13 protein-coding genes are annotated in these 15196 nt (G+C 52.7%); 3 read left to right on the top strand and 10 right to left on the bottom strand.

Going from position 1 to position 15196, the window contains the following annotated elements:
• Window positions 1-9: 9 nt before the first annotated feature.
• From ACTHYN_RS09030 to ACTHYN_RS09020, 3 genes are all read right to left on the bottom strand, one after another.
• Window positions 10-903 carry a CDP-glycerol glycerophosphotransferase family protein gene (locus ACTHYN_RS09030; protein WP_441812120.1) on the bottom strand — a complete coding sequence of 298 codons (894 nt, stop codon included), beginning with the start codon at window positions 901-903 and terminating at the stop codon, window positions 10-12.
• Between the two features lie 168 nt (window positions 904-1071).
• The gene (locus ACTHYN_RS09025; protein ID WP_441812119.1) at window positions 1072-2190 is read right to left on the bottom strand and encodes a glycosyltransferase family 4 protein; all 1119 of its coding nucleotides are present in this window, start codon (window positions 2188-2190) and stop codon (window positions 1072-1074) included.
• Window positions 2187-2903, bottom strand: coding sequence for a 3-deoxy-D-manno-octulosonic acid kinase (locus tag ACTHYN_RS09020; protein WP_441812118.1), 717 nt, complete (start codon window positions 2901-2903; stop codon window positions 2187-2189). The genes ACTHYN_RS09025 and ACTHYN_RS09020 overlap by 4 nt, the downstream gene beginning before the upstream one ends.
• Before the next feature lie 155 nt (window positions 2904-3058).
• Here ACTHYN_RS09020 and ACTHYN_RS09015 point away from each other — a divergent pair, with 155 nt between their 5' ends.
• Window positions 3059-4093, top strand: coding sequence for a glycosyltransferase family 9 protein (locus tag ACTHYN_RS09015; RefSeq protein ID WP_441812117.1), 1035 nt, complete (start codon window positions 3059-3061; stop codon window positions 4091-4093).
• Window positions 4094-4187: 94 nt separating this feature from the next.
• On the opposite strand, the gene ACTHYN_RS09010 is transcribed toward ACTHYN_RS09015, so the two are convergent.
• From ACTHYN_RS09010 to glnE, 3 genes are all read right to left on the bottom strand, one after another.
• Window positions 4188-4592, bottom strand: a complete 405-nt coding sequence (locus ACTHYN_RS09010) for a DUF6165 family protein (protein WP_441812116.1) — start codon at window positions 4590-4592, stop codon at window positions 4188-4190.
• Window positions 4593-4686: 94 nt separating this feature from the next.
• On the bottom strand, window positions 4687-5607 hold the full coding sequence (locus ACTHYN_RS09005) for a branched-chain amino acid transaminase (protein ID WP_441812115.1): 921 nt from the start codon (window positions 5605-5607) through the stop codon (window positions 4687-4689).
• Between the two features lie 77 nt (window positions 5608-5684).
• Window positions 5685-8588 carry a bifunctional [glutamate--ammonia ligase]-adenylyl-L-tyrosine phosphorylase/[glutamate--ammonia-ligase] adenylyltransferase gene (gene glnE / locus ACTHYN_RS09000; protein WP_441812114.1) on the bottom strand — a complete coding sequence of 968 codons (2904 nt, stop codon included), beginning with the start codon at window positions 8586-8588 and terminating at the stop codon, window positions 5685-5687.
• 78 nt (window positions 8589-8666) lie between these two features.
• On the opposite strand from glnE, the gene ACTHYN_RS08995 reads away from it, so the two are divergent.
• Both ACTHYN_RS08995 and mgtE read left to right on the top strand, forming a co-directional pair.
• Complete coding sequence (locus tag ACTHYN_RS08995) at window positions 8667-9836, top strand: potassium channel family protein (protein WP_441812113.1); 1170 nt, start codon at window positions 8667-8669, stop codon at window positions 9834-9836.
• A gap of 22 nt (window positions 9837-9858) precedes the next feature.
• A complete protein-coding gene (gene mgtE, locus ACTHYN_RS08990; protein ID WP_441812112.1) occupies window positions 9859-11202 on the top strand; it encodes a magnesium transporter in 1344 nt (447 codons plus the stop codon).
• Between the two features lie 4 nt (window positions 11203-11206).
• On the opposite strand, the gene ACTHYN_RS08985 is transcribed toward mgtE, so the two are convergent.
• The 4 genes from ACTHYN_RS08985 to pip form a co-directional block, all read right to left on the bottom strand.
• Window positions 11207-12091, bottom strand: coding sequence for a CYTH domain-containing protein (locus ACTHYN_RS08985; protein ID WP_441812111.1), 885 nt, complete (start codon window positions 12089-12091; stop codon window positions 11207-11209).
• A gap of 98 nt (window positions 12092-12189) precedes the next feature.
• A complete protein-coding gene (locus ACTHYN_RS08980; RefSeq protein ID WP_441812110.1) occupies window positions 12190-13227 on the bottom strand; it encodes a porin in 1038 nt (345 codons plus the stop codon).
• A 375-nt stretch (window positions 13228-13602) separates the two neighbouring features.
• Window positions 13603-14058, bottom strand: coding sequence for a D-aminoacyl-tRNA deacylase (gene dtd, locus ACTHYN_RS08975; RefSeq protein ID WP_441812109.1), 456 nt, complete (start codon window positions 14056-14058; stop codon window positions 13603-13605).
• A 96-nt stretch (window positions 14059-14154) separates the two neighbouring features.
• Window positions 14155-15117, bottom strand: coding sequence for a prolyl aminopeptidase (gene pip / locus ACTHYN_RS08970; RefSeq protein WP_441812108.1), 963 nt, complete (start codon window positions 15115-15117; stop codon window positions 14155-14157).
• Window positions 15118-15196: the final 79 nt, after the last annotated feature.

Below are 15196 nucleotides of genomic sequence, written 5' to 3'. Positions count from 1 at the left end.
AGAATCTGTTCAGGGCTTTCGCAACTCCCTACGCAAGCGCCTCCTCACCTTTAACTTTCTAATTAGATTGAGCGGCTTGCTGCGCAACCCAAGTTTCTTGTTTGCCTGAAAGTCATCTACCGCATCAAGAATACGGGCACTGGAGCAACCATCGCGAAAGCTGTGCAAATCATCACAAAGATTCCTTGCAGCAGACATCAAGGGATCAGGATACTCCAAAGCTTTTGCCAAAGCTGGCTCCAACTCCTCCACCCTATTCACATCAATCAGGTAAGGTCCGGGCATCCTGGTTCTGAAGGTAACCACTGGTCGATCCAAAAACATGAACTCGAACATGATTGACGAGGTGTCGCATAACATCACGTCGGCCTCGGGCAGGATTGGGAGCAGGTCTTCATCACTCTCGACAAACCGCAGGTTGTCTCCCTTCAGGCGCCGGTACTGGTGAACCACCAAGGGATCCATTTTCGGATGCAGGGTAACAATAAATTTCCAGCGCCCGCTCGCCGCCAACTCAGCGATTTTATCAACAAGAACGGGCGCAGAAGTTACAGAGCGGCTGAAAGTTGATGCGTAAAAAATAACAGGCAGGTCACCTTCAGCGCGGTGACGCCTGTCCTCATGCGGCTGAGAGAAAAGAGGATCGAGTTTCGGCCAACCGGTGTGAGCCACAGCAAAGTGTTGATGCTGCTTCGCAAGCTCCTGAAACTTTGCAGTATCACTTGCAGCTTGTGTACAGTAGAGATCGAACCACCCCCGTATACGGTAATGATCGCTCTCGTCTTCACTGCTGTGGCCACGCTTGTTTCGCGCCATGCCGTGGAAAACCTCTACTTTGATACCCGGAAAGAAATAGGGCACCCAGTCGCCTGGGACGAAAGTAGCGTCCGCTTTGTAGTCCATTACGTCTCGCACCGTTTTCAGGTGCTGTTCATCTGTGCGCAAAGGTGCCGTAGAACAGCCGGCGACAAACCAGGCAGCTTCATCGCCACGACGGCGGATTTCATCCTGGAGAGGGCGCAGAATGGAGTAGGAATATGGCTGGTTAACGAAAAACAGGTACCGACGCATTCAATGTTTACTCGTCAGTGTTTTATAGAGCTCACCGGTCTCGCGGACCGTTTGCGACGTGTGAAAATTGCTCGCAATTCGTTCCCTGGCTGCAGATCCTAACTGATCGAGCAATTTTTTGTCACGGTATAAGCGCTCAACCGCCGAAGACAGGGCTACAGAATTCTTCGAAGGGACCACTAAGCCACTGACACCATCCTCAACCAACTCGGGCATCCCGCCGACATTGGTGACCACTGGCGTCACTCCATAAGCCATTGCTTCAATAACGGCTCTGGGCAAACCCTCCCGATCCTTTGAAGGCAGGACGAATACATTACTTGCCGCGGCTATGGCCGGTGCGTCATTTTGATACCCGGTGAAATGGATGCGCTCAGGGTGTTTTGACTGCGTAACCTGAGTTTTCAGCTCTTCATTATCGATTGCGTCACCAACTAACACCAAGTGTGCATTTACGTCATCCGGCAAGCGACTCATCGCCTCAATCAGGTCATCATATCCCTTTCTGGGACTGTTGCGCCCGGTGCTGCACACAACGAAGGCTCCGGCAGGCACTCCAAAGGGCTCAAGGCTCGTAGGCACCGACTGATACCACCCAAGATCGTGACCTTTGTAGATGCGCGTGAGCTTCTCACCCGGAACGTGCATCCAAAGAAACTTCAGGCTCGCCAGATAGTCTTTGATAGCATCTGCCACGCAAACAATTTTGCTTACTCTCGGATGCAAAAAAGTAATCCACGACTCCGGGTTCAGAAAGCTGATATTACCGATGACACCTCGATACGCCACGATGCTGATATCGGTTCCTTTTGAAGCCCGAAGAGCACAAGCCAATGCCCTCGGATTGTATGCGTGTATGATATCGTAGCTCTTGCTCTCCAGCTGCGCTCTGATCGCAGAAGTACCTTCTTTATCAAACCGGCTTTTAAGTGCCATGGACTGCGCCACCAAACCCTCATCATCCAGGCGCTGATAGTTTCGGCCTTTTGGGTTACACATAACATCTACGTCGAACCCAGCATTTTTGAGGCCGATGAAGAGCTCGCTCTCGGGGCGATCGCAGGCATCCGTCAAGCATAAAATTGCTGGCATTTTCCGCTGTTCAGTTTGATCGTTCAAGAGACCATGCTCCCTTCATATCCGTTCAAAAATGCGCCCCAAACTTGATTCAATGCCGCATCACCCGCAACCTTTTTCAACGAGCGTGCAAAACGATTCAGATTATCATTTTTCCAGAGAGGCCGTGAGCTTGGCGGCATAAAACACCCTTTGTCAAAATCAATCAGGAAAAAGTCGCTCCCCACAACCAAAACATTAAAGCAGTTCAAATCTGCGTGTCGCACTCCGGTGTCATGAAAGCAACGAATTGTCTGCCCAAGCTCATGCCAGTCAGCATCATTGAGTGTGCTGATCCGGTCTGCCAAGGGGACTGCATTCTGTATGCGCTCAACAATGATCGCGGCCTGGTATTGAAGGGGAGAGACTTTTCGATACCAGGCAGCTATAGGCGTGGGCACAGGCAAGGACAGCGAATTTAAACGGCTAAGAACTCGAAACTCTGAAAACGACCGAACATTGTGCTCGTTAGTATAGAGGTAGGTTTTCCGGGAAACGCGAGAGACAAGCCCTCCGCGCAAGTACTTACGTAAAACAAGTTGCCGGCCATGAGTATTGATAAACCAAGCGCCACCACGGCCGCCACTGTCCACGGGCGCAGCGTCACTTCCCCAGTATTCCGGCACAAACCAGTCCGATGTCACGTCTCCCCTGAAGTCAGAGTTAACAAGAAAAAAAGAGCTATTTTCACGCTTACAAATTTCAGACTCGGCCATGTAACCCCTGGAACAGCAATGAGAAGCTACCCATACACTCGTGCAGCCCGCAGGACGGCGACGCGCAATTCAGATAGGATAGGCATTAGTTTATCAATGAATAGCCGCAAAGCTCCACTAGCTGTTTTTTTCAAACTGTAACGGATTATCAATAGATGAAGTCTATCTGCATTCTTCGCCTATCCGCCATTGGCGACGTAACCCATGCAATCCCTGTGATACTCAGCCTCCAGGAACAAACCCCAGAAATAAAGATAACCTGGGTCATAGGGAAAACAGAAGCAAAACTCGTTGGTAACTTACCCGGCGTGGAATTCATCACCTTCGACAAGCAAGGGGGCCGAAAAGCTTACGCGAACCTTCGAAAAAGCATGAAGGGCCGGAGGTTTGATGCTCTATTACACATGCAAGTAGCACTGCGGGCAAACTTGGCTGCTGCGCTTATTCCGGCGGAGATCAAAGTCGGCTATGACAAAGCTCGCAGCAAAGACCTCCACAGCCTTTTCATCAATCGCCGTATTAAGCCTGCTGCAGAACAGCACGTTCGTGATTGCCTGGCCAGTTTCCTTGAACCCTTAGGCTTACAAACAGCACCACCAAAATGGCTGATCCCACTGGCTCAGAGTGACCACGAGTTCGCCCGCAAACACCTCGCCTCAGAACGAAAAAACTTGGTCATAAGCCCCTGCGCGAGCCACATGCTGCGAAACTGGCCACCAGAGCGTTATGCGCAACTCGCGGATCACGCGGCCAGCATGCATAGAATGAAGGTGATTCTAGTTGGCAGCCCGGCTCCGTTTGAGGCTGAGTATTGCGCGGCCATTGAAGCCGCAATGACGAAAGAGGCTCACAACATTTGTGGCAAGGATACACTGAAACAATTAACCGCACTTATGTCTGGCGCTGATCTTGTTGTTGCGCCAGACACGGGTCCTGCTCATATCGCCAGCGCAGCGGGTACAGACGTGCTGGGCATATTTGCCGCCAGCAATCCAAACCGGTCTGGCCCGTATAACTCGCTCAAGTGGTGCGTTAATCGATACCCTGAGGCACTGCAAAAATTTACCGGCAAAACAGTGGCTGAAGCTCGCTGGGGGGCCAAAGCGGAGTTCGAAGGGGCTATGGAGATGGTTACGGTTGAGGATGCGACAAGGATGTTGGATCTGTGGGTGGTTGAGCACACAGAGTGACTCTCCCCCTCTCCCTAGCCCTCTCCCGCGAGGGGAGAGGGAATTACGGCTGAGGCCCGGGTAAGTCGCTTAATTGCGAGCAGCGGAAGCCGGTTTAGTTTCTGGCAGTATAGTCCTGGTAAGACTTCTCTTCTACAAACCGCGACCCAAGTGCCAGGTTGATGTCTTTCTTGAGCGCCGCTCGCTTATCATTAGTCACGTAAACAGCACGAGCCAGCTCAATAAACCTTGAACCAAAATCCTGCGCGGCCTCTTCGTCGCGAATATCGTCCTCGATAACCCAAAGCTCTTCATTCACAGCCTTCAGCTGTTTGCGCAGATCTGCAATGGCGCTTTGGTCTTTAACGGCATCGTTCCAGGTTGCACTGAGTTCGTTCAGTTCCAGCTGGACATTTCGAACCTTGGCCTCATCCTTGATACGTTCGGATTTAATTTCAAGGATGGTAATCTTGTCGAGGACTTCGCCGAAAGAAACCGGAACTTTAATGACATCTGCCATTTTTTGTACCTGTCAATTTGATGAATGTGAATACAAACGAAACCGCCCTGCTGCCGGATAGCAGAGGACGGCTATAAAACTGTCAATCCCAGCTTTAAACCAGCGTCAGCCAATCACTGTGTTGGGGCAGCTTCCCTTGCACCGCATCAAAATACATAGCCTGCAGTTTCTCGGTAACCGGCCCACGCTTGCCTGCGCCGATCGCGCGACCATCCAGTTCACGAATCGGCAGTACTTCTGCCGCCGTGCCTGTGAAGAACGCCTCATCGGCAACGTAGACTTCATCGCGAGTAATACGGCGCTCTTTGACGGGGATGTTCAACTCGGCGGCAAAATCCAGAATAGTCTGGCGGGTAATGCCTTCCAGGCAAGAGGTCAGCTCTGGCGTATGCAGAACGCCATTGCGCATGATGAATATGTTCTCGCCTGAGCCTTCAGCTACATAGCCCTCGTTATCCAGCAACAGCGCTTCCTCACAACCACTGGCAATGGCTTCATTCAGCGCCAACATGGAGTTGATATAGTTGCCGTTCGCCTTGGCCTTACACATGGTGATGTTAACGTGGTGGCGGGTATAAGACGAGGTGCGCACCTTGATGCCCATTTCTTTAGCCTCTGGCGACATATACGAAGGCCAGCTCCAGGCAGCCACCATCGCGTGGACTTTCAGGTTGTCTGCGCGCAGACCCATGCCTTCGGAGCCCAAAAAAGCCATCGGGCGCAGATAGGCTTCATCCAGTTTGTTATCACGGACAGCCGCACACTGGGCATCGTTCAGCTCTTCCTTGGTGAACGGCATTTTCATGTTCAGGATGTGAGCAGACCGGAACAAGCGATCAGTGTGATCCTTCAGGCGGAAAATAGCCGGGCCGTTCGCAGTGTTGTAGGCGCGCACTCCTTCAAAACAGCCCATGCCATAATGCAGGGTGTGGGTCAGGACGTGGGTTTTGGCTTCCCGCCAGGGAACCATTTCACCATCCAGCCAGATAACGCCATCGCGGTCAGCCATCGACATGTTTCGTTGCTCCTAGAATGCGGTTTTTGAGGATAATGCATTCTAGCAGGAATTTTTAACGGTACGAACCCAACACACTACCGGGCCATGATTTGTTGCCAGACAGATTGTATGTAACGCCTCTCGTCTAAAAATGTATCTCCCGCAACTTGGTCATTAAGGTTTTGCAAAGCTCTTCGATGGATACTTGAGCGAAGCGCAATATAAGCTTTCCGCAGCTGCTCAGCTTCTTCCACCGGCAACACGCCAGCCCGGCCCAGTTCCTCCATTTGCCGGATATTATCAGACCACCCGGTCAGTTCGGGATGCGATTCACTCCACGCCAGCACCAGGTATTGCACCATAAATTCCATATCCACAATGCCACCTGCATCGTGCTTGATATGAAAGGTTTCTTCACGCCGGCTTTCCGGCGTGCCCAGATTGGCTCTCATTTTTTCACGCATCTCTACAACTTCTTGCCGCAACAACTCTTTGTTACGGCTCTGGCAAAGCAGGTTGTGGCGCACTGTCTCGAAGCTGGCAAGCGTTTTTGGACTTCCCGCGACCCCTCGGGCCCGGGCAAGAGCCTGATGCTCCCAGGTCCAGGCATCGTTGCGCTGGTATTTTTCAAATGCGTGTAGTGTGCTCACCAGCAGGCCGGAGTTGCCTGATGGCCGCAACCGCATATCAACTTCATACAGTTGGCCCGAAGGGGTTTGGGCATTCAGTATATGGACAATTCGTTGCCCTAAACGCGTGTAAAAAACGGCGTTATCAATAGATTTGTCACCATCGGTTGCCAGCTCAGGGTCTGCGGTATGAACAAACACCAAATCGAGATCCGAGATATAACCAAGCTCAATCCCCCCGAGCTTGCCGTAGCCAATTACCGCAAAGCCGGTTTCACTGGTAGAGCCGCCAGCGTGGCCCGGATACCCATGGCGAGCAACCAGGTTGGAAAACGCGACATCGACCACGTGATCAAGCACAACTTCGGCAATCCACGTTAAATAATCACTCACCTTCATTAAAGGCAAGGTGCCCTTCAGCTCAGACGCAGCCACCCGGAGCGTGTGAGCCTTTTTGAAATGCCGCAGCGATTCCATCTGATTTTCTAAATCATCATAGGGAATTCTCAGCATTTGCTGGCGCAAATCGTCCTGTAACTCGTCCTTGGCAGGCGGGTGATAAAGGCTCTCGGCATTCAGTAGTTCGTCTAGCAACAGTGGCGTTTCTGCAAGCTGGCGAGCAATCCAGGGGCTTTCACTGCACAGGTTGACCAGTTGCGCGCGCGCGCCGGGGTTTTCCAGCAGTAACACCATGTATGCGGTTCGGCGCAAAATGGCCTCAATCAGAAGCAGCACTCGGGACAGGGTTTCAGACGGGTTCTCCACCTCGGTCAGAGCTTCCAGTAATACCGGCATAAACTGGTTCAGCCGTTTACGCCCCTGGGTTTGCATAGTTTGAATGGTACGACTATCTCGCAAGCTGGCGAGCAACTTCAAGCTGGCAGCCGGGTCTTCATAACCCTGGGTTTCAAGCCACTGGGCACCGGAGACCTCATCTATTTCTGCCAGCCAAAGCTCACACCACCCCTCGTCCAGTGCCGCCTGGGCGCTCTCGTCACTTTCTTCTGTGGCAATAATATTGGCAAAATGGGTGGCTACGTTTTTCCGGTGTTGCGCCAGAGTTTCCTGGCAGCTTGGCCAGTTGTCATAACCCATAATCAGCGCAACCCGGGCTCTCGAAAGCTCATCCTCCGGCAATAACTGGGTCTGTTTGTCTTCCATCCCCTGTAGTGCGTGCTCCAGATTACGCAAAAAAACATAGGCTTCCCGGAGCTCGTTCACGACTGGCGAGGGTAGAAGCTCAAGCGCCTCAAGCTCATTCAAAATAACCAACAGCTCCCGCTGCTGCAGTTCCCTGTCACGGCCACCGCGAATAAGCTGGAATGCCTGAACCACAAACTCGATCTCCCGGATACCCCCGCTGCCGAGCTTGATATTGTTCTCCAACCCCTGCCTGCGCACCTCGCGGCTGATCATCGCTTTCATATTGCGCAACGACTCGAATGCACTGAAATCGATGTATCTGCGATACACAAACGGGCGGAGGCTCTCCATGAGAACCTGCCCTGCTTCAGGATTTCCGGCCACCACCCTGGACTTCACCATGGCATAGCGCTCCCAATCCCGTCCCTGGTCCTGATAATAGGTTTCCAGGGCCGCGAAGCTCAGTGCAAGGGCACCGCTTTGGCCGTAGGGGCGCAGTCGCATGTCCACGCGAAACACAAAGCCATCTGCGGTAATCTGGTCCAGAGCCTGAATCAGCCTTTGGCCCAGCCGGATAAAAAATTGCTGGTTATCAAGTGAGCGCCGCCCGTCTCTTGTTTCACCTTTTCCGGGAAAGGCGAAAATAAGGTCAATATCCGACGACACGTTCAGCTCGCGCCCGCCCAGCTTCCCCATGCCTATAACAATCATCGATTGCGGTGCCTCCGCACCTGATACCGGATCAACACCCCATGGCGTGCCATACTGCTCGCAGGCCGCCTGGTGCAGCCAGTCTAGTGCGGCCTGAATGCACACCTCTGCAAACGAACTGGTTGCGGCTATGGTTTCAGATAGATCGGCCCAGCGCATCAGATCCCGCCAGATAATGCGAAACTGCACTTCTCTGCGGAAACGACGCAATGCCGTGTGCAGGCTTGGCTCGTTAGTTACATTAGCAAGATACTCACCGCAACGGACCTGAAGGTAATCCGGTGTCGTTGGCTCACTCAAAGCCCGGGACTCCAGCAAGACTTGCACCTGCGCCGGGTGTCGTTCAAGGGTCTGGGTTAAAAACGGGCTCCGTGCCATCGCCTGGGCAACGACTGCAGCCGAAACCTGGTCATCCTCAAGCAGCCAATCGGGCACCCCTTCCGGGAAAACCGACGCCCAATGGCCAGCAACATCGTCTGCGAGCGGCAACGGAAGACAACTCCATGGCTCGGACATAAGGCAAACCCCTGTTTCTCTGTTATATTTCCGCTACTGTATAACGAACTTAACCGAGACTGAACAGGCCAACGCCGGATGCTGAGAAATCGCCTTCCCCTTAACCCGGAACACCAGGCAAGCCAACTGCCCATGGGCGGGATGATCCGGAAGCGGGCAAAGCGCCTGTTTTTGATTCTGTTAGCGCTACTGATCACCCAGGTGCTTATTATTTGGGGAGTCGAAGAACTAACGCTGTTTGAGTCTCTGTGGATGACAATGACCACAATCGCTACCGTAGGCTACGGCGACTACGCGCCCGTAACCTACGTTGGCCGGATCAGTACTATCCTGATCATGTTTGTGGGCGCAATCACTTTGCTGACGCTGATTGTCAGCGATTTCATTGAATACCGGTTTTACCGCCGGGAACGTATTCTCACCGGACGCTGGATTTACAAGATGAACGATCACATTGTCATCATAAATACCCCAAAAAATGGCGGCATGACCTACTTCATGCGTTTTGCCACACAGGTACGCGCTATACAGGGGTATGATACCATCCCTATCATGCTGCTTACGCGGGAGTTCCCGGGCGGCCTTCCGGTTGAGCTGTCTGATCTGGGCCTGGTGCATTTTCATGGGTCGGGGTTTGATCCGGATGCGCTGAAAGCAGTGCATGCCGGGAGCGCACGCCACATTGTGGTGCTGGCGGCTAACGAAGCCGACCCGCATTCAGACAGCCTGACTTTCGATATTTCCCACCGGCTAAGTGAGCTCAATCTTGCCCATAAAACCACCGTTGAGTGTGTTACGGATGCCAATCGCAGCCGCTTCAAAACTCTGGGCATGCGCGCCACCATCCGCCCGGTTCGCACCTACCCGGAGATTATGGTGCGCTCTGTGGTAGCCCCCGGATCAGAAAAAGTACTGGAGGACATGTTCAATTATGAGCACGATCACCCACACCGCTACGATCTGGTGCTTGACGACCTGAACTGGGCTGATATTGTCAGCGCACTGATCCGCCACGGCATAGGAACCGCACTGGCGTATATTGATGATAACGACGATGTTATCTGCCACCCACCTGTGACCGATGAGATCGAGGGAAAAGGACTTATCGTGCTGGTTAAATCAAACGAACCGCCAGATCTTGAAGTGGTCACAGATGCATTAGATCGCTATCGTACGTTTCTTGAGAAATGGCGGGGCTTGCAGGATGATGCGGCCCTACCTGACGCTCCAGGCAACACTGCCCACTGAACATTTTTACCAGGCATCGTCTATGGAATCCGTACTTTTCCAGCCATTGGTGGATGCACTTGCATCCGGCCAGCCCCAGGCCGCTGTCGACGCAGCTAATCTATTCAATGCTGCGGATCTTGCCGAATTTATAGAGCAAAACCTGGAAAATGAAACCGGGCCGTCGCTATTTCAGAACCTCCCCCTGGCCCTGCGCGCAAAGGTTCTGGGCTATACGAATCCCGAGACACAACTTCTGCTAACGCAGACAACACCTCTGGGTGAGCTGGCGCTGCTGACAGCAGAAATGCCGTCTGATGATCGGGTTGGTTTTTTTAATCTGCTGGAGCAGCCCCGCCAGAAACAGCTCATCAGGCAGCTCAACGAGGATGACAGAGCCGATTTAACGGCGCTGCTCGCTTACGACAAGGGCACCGCCGGCTCCTTGATGAGCACAGATTACGCGGTCTTTGATTCTGGCATCACAGCCAGCGCAGCCATTGATATTCTGCGCAAAACAGCAGAAGACAAGGAAACGATTTACCAGTCTTACGTGATTGACGAGGATGAGGTGCTCATTGGCGTGGTATCCCTGCGCCGCCTGATCATAGCCAAGCCAGACACGGTTATTGACTCGCTACTTGCCACCGGCCTTGTGTCGACTCATACGGACACTTCCCAGGACGACGTGGCCCGATTGATCGCCAAGTACGATTTGCTCGCTCTGCCTGTGCTGGATGACAACGACCATCTTGTTGGGATTATCACATACGACGACGCCATGGACGTCATTGAGGCCGAGGCAACGGAAGATATTCATAAAGGCGGCTCGGTCAGTAATCTGGAATACGGCATTACCACAGCCTCCCCGTTCTCACTATACCGATCTCGGATTCAATGGCTGGTTATTCTGGTGTTTGCCAACATTTTTACCGGCGCAGGCATCGCACATTTTGAGCATATTATTGGCGCCCACCTGGCCCTTCTGTTCTTTATGCCACTGCTGGTGGCCAGTGCAGGCAACGCCGGCGCCCAGTCCGCCACGCTGGTGGTGCGTGGTATTGCCACGGGCGACGTGGTAAACAGCGATTGGCTTCGGCTGTTTAATAAGGAGTTGCTGGTAGCAACGGCCCTCGGCCTTACCATGGCACTGACCGTGTGGGTGGTGGGTATGTTCCGCACAGAGATCGCCATTGCCACCACTGTAGCCATAACCATGATTGCGGTTGTGCTTGCAGGCGGCCTGATAGGTATCTTGCTGCCACTGCTGCTTAACCGGTTGGGGGTTGACCCGGCGGCGGCGAGCATACCGCTTATCACCACCATTGCCGACGTAAGCGGTGTAATGATCTATTTCACAATCGCATCGGCAATTTTAGGGCCTTAGCGCCCTAGCCGAAAGGCTGCCTTTCACGGCTAGCCAGCAAACCAAGCTGGCACTGGCCAAGCTCTGGCTCTCCCAGCAACTGGCTGGGGGACTCTCCCTGAGTCAAACGCTCAATCAGCGTAGAAAACACCTGCTCTAACCCACTGATTTTCGCCTGAGCGTTAAGCGACTGAATATCGATACCTTCAAGCTCAACCACTCTTTGCTCTAACCATGCCTTGCTAAGCTGGTGCAATAGCTGGTCAAGATCGTCGTACTCACTGGCGGTGCTGCCTGCACTATCGCCAGATTCGTGCATGCCGGCCAGATAATAGCCCTGCTCTGCCTTACTGATCAGATTCAGAAAAACCGGGCACTGCCGGGCCAGTTCTTCTGCCCAAACAAGCAAGCGGGAAGCGTCGCCAGTCTTGAGTTCGAACTCCACTTCATGAAGCGGTATTTCTTGCTCACCCGCGGCAATTACTCCGTTATCCAATGCACACTCAATGACGGCTTCGCCATCGTCCAGCATCACGACTTGCCGGGTAAAGTTGGTTTCAAAAACTGGCGAGAGCTGTGCCAGATTAATGCCATCTGCCAGAGGTGTATCCGCCAACAGGCCGAGCGAAAGTGAAGGCCCTGAAAGCGGCCATTCCCACTCCTGGCGTCGATGTGCGCCATTAACAAGCTCGCCCTGGGTTTTCAGTGTCTGGATGTACCTGTCACCAGCCTGCCGAACACGCAGAGCGGCACGCTGCTGGTTCAGTTCGGCGGCAGGGGTATCGTAATAGCGGTTTACCAGGGTTTTCCTGCCGCCATTTGTCGCTCCGGGCTGAGCCTGTAACCAGCTTAAAGCACTTGCCAAACCGTTAGACTCAAGACTCAGCTTGATTTCCAGCTCTTCCGCCATACTGCTCGCACCTCTACATTTTACAAACCCCAAAAACAAAAACCGATGACCCAAAGGGCCACCGGTTTTCAGTACTAACTGATTAGCTGGTTAGCTGATCAGAAGTAGTATACTGCGCCAACTGCAGCGACAGAGCGCTCGTCAGAGGCCGAAGTGACGTTTCCGTCTTCATCTTCGTAGGTCCAAACGTTGTCGTCGCCACCACCAAGATAGCCTTCAACATACACGTACATGTGATCAGACAGGTTGTGCAACGCCTGAAGAGTAACGGTATTCCGGTCAGAATCATCAGCATCAGCACTGAACATTTCGTATGACAGGGCAAACTGGTTAGCGCCCAGTGTGTAAACGCCCTGAACACCGTAAGTGTCGCCAAAGTCTTTGCGAGTCTGGTACTCACCGGTCAGGCTCAGGCTGTCAACAGCGTAGGTGGCACGCAAGCCATAGGTGTTTTCGTTGTCGATGCCAGCATCATTACTGGAGTATCCAGTAGTGCCGTCATTGGAGTCCATAGCGACCGCCAGCTCCAGACTATCTACGGCGTAGATGGCCGCCAACTGGTACGGGTAAGACTTGCCACCTTCAGTGCTGTCGCCATTGACCTGTACAGCTGCACCCAGAGTCAAGCCACCAAATGATGGAGACATATACTGAATCAGGTCGCCTTCACCTGTGCTGTAAGATCCACCGATGCTCAGATCCGCAGCTTCGTAGAAGTTTGCGATGGTATCGATGGCGGACTCATAAGTGGAGTCGTCTGAACCAATCCAGATCTGACCGAAGTTATCGCCCCTAACACCAATGTAGGCTTCATCCAGGCTGTCAATGCCGCTGCTGCCAGCCTTGTTGTTTGCACCAATGCCTTCCAGCTCGATTTTCAGGAAGCCAGTGATTCCAGGCGCAATTTCATGATCATGCTTGAAGCCCAGGGTTGTGCCGTTATCGCGATGGTTGAATTCATGATCACCATCTTTGACATCGTTGTAAATCAGAGCGTACTGAATGTTGCCGTACACCTGCGGCATGGAATCCATCTTCGCCGCCAGCTCAGAAGCGGACAGATCACCCTCAGCAGCGAATGCTGAACCGGAGAAAGCAACTGCAGCGATAGCCGTCGCGATGAGTGTTTTTTTCATGTTGTATGTCCTTTTGCGAGTTTTTTTCAGATTTTAACAACGGGTTAATCCCGATTTCTGTTTGGTGCCCCAGTTCAACTGGATGGCTCCGATTTTAGGGTCGCCACATGTCAAACCTGTGACATGCCGGCAACTTTTCTTATTATTGAGATCCACGCTTTGCGGGATCTTTATAGTTCAGCCACTTACGGTTATCTCTTAAAGTGCTGCATCATGTCTATGTTGTAATACAGGAACGCTTATTTTGCAATATTTTAATGTTGCGTTTTTAGCTCTTTTGGTAACAGAGGCATAAACCCTTATTCCCGAATTCTATTTACCGCGCCCTTCAAGGCCGGCAACAGGCGCATTAACGCTCAGATCGCGACAACTGAATCACTGGCCTTGCCCGGCTGAAAGCATGAACGTTACCGGCCCGTCATTGATCAGATTCACCTTCATGTCTGCACCAAAACGCCCTTCTCTCACTCTTTCTGCGCCTGCATTTGCGCGTGCAAGCTCAAGAAAATCGAGGTATAGGTTTTTTGCCGCTTTCGGCGCTGCTGCCCGGGAGAAGCCGGGGCGGGCACCAGAAGAAGTATCGGCTGCGAGAGTGAATTGGGGAACAACAAGCAGCGCACCGCCTGTATCGAGCACACTCAGATTCATGCGACCTGCATTGTCGGGGAAGATACGATATGAAAGAACTCTTCGGCAAAGCTCTCTGACCTCACTTTGTCCGTCTCCATTCTCTATACCCAAAAACAGTAAGATGCCGGCTTCTATACGCGATATTTCGCAACCACCAACGTCTACGCTCGCGCCCGACACCCGCTGTACAAGCCCTTTCATTCGCTTTTCTGGAAACCCTGGCCAAATGAGAATTAAAATCAGGCAAGAGTGTATCCATGCGGGCAACTTCTAGCAACCCTCCCTTGGTAGCTTGTGTTAGCTGGCGTTTTTTTCAGCTTTTGCAACAACTTCCTCAACGCCTCGTATGAGCGCATCTACAATGGCGGGCTCAGACGCCGAATGCCCGGCGTCGCGAATAATCCGTAAGTCCGCTTCTGGCCAAGCCCGGCTGAGTGCCAGGGCATTATCCAACGGACACACCATATCGTAACGACCATGCACAATAATGCTGGGTATGTCGCGAAGCCTATGGGCATCTCTCACGATTTGATTATCCTCAAGAAACGCGGCGTTCATGAAGTAATGGCACTCAATTCGCGCCAGCGCAATTGCGACGTGTGGGTGGCCAAAATGCTCTACCACCCGCGGATTCGGTTGCAACGTTGCACAGCGCCCTTCCCAAATGGACCAGGCTTTTGCTGCCTGAATCTGCTCCAGGTCGTTGCTACTGGTCAGCTTGCGATAGTACGCGCTTACCATCTCGCCACGCTCACCCTCGGGAATCTGCGCCTCAAAGTCTTGCCAATAATCCGGAAAAATTCGGCTTGCGCCATCCTGGTAAAACCAGGAAATATCCCGCGAACGACACAGAAAAATGCCCCTAAGCACAAGGCCCAGCACCCGTTCGGTATGCGCTTGAGCGTAAGCCAAGCTAAGCGTCGAACCCCAACTGCCACCGAATAACAGCCAGCGATCAACGCCCAGAAATAAACGAATGGTTTCCATGTCGCCAATCAACTTGTCGGTGCTGTTGCCCGATAACTCAGCCAGAGGTGTTGAGCGGCCGGCTCCACGCTGATCCATCAAAATGATTCGAAAACGCTCGGCATCGAAGAAGCGGCGATGATACCCCTCACATCCTCCACCAGGCCCGCCATGTACGAACAAAACCGGTATGCCTTCCGGGTTGCCGCTTTCTTCCACATACAGTTCGTGGGGATCTTCCACCGCCAACCTGTGTGTAGCGTAGGGCTTAATTTCTGGATACAAGGTGAGCATGGGCTACTCCGCAGTTCGGGTAAGGTTGTATAACATTGTAGCGGAGTTGCCAAAGGGGGGAGTCGTCTTCAGAGAAAAT

Origin of the sequence: Marinobacter sp. (genome assembly GCF_052091845.1) — a bacterium.
Taxonomy (GTDB): Bacteria; Pseudomonadota; Gammaproteobacteria; order Pseudomonadales; family Oleiphilaceae; genus Marinobacter.
The sequence above is the reverse complement of the archived record's forward strand: the minus strand, read 5'-3'. Positions and strand labels throughout refer to the sequence as shown.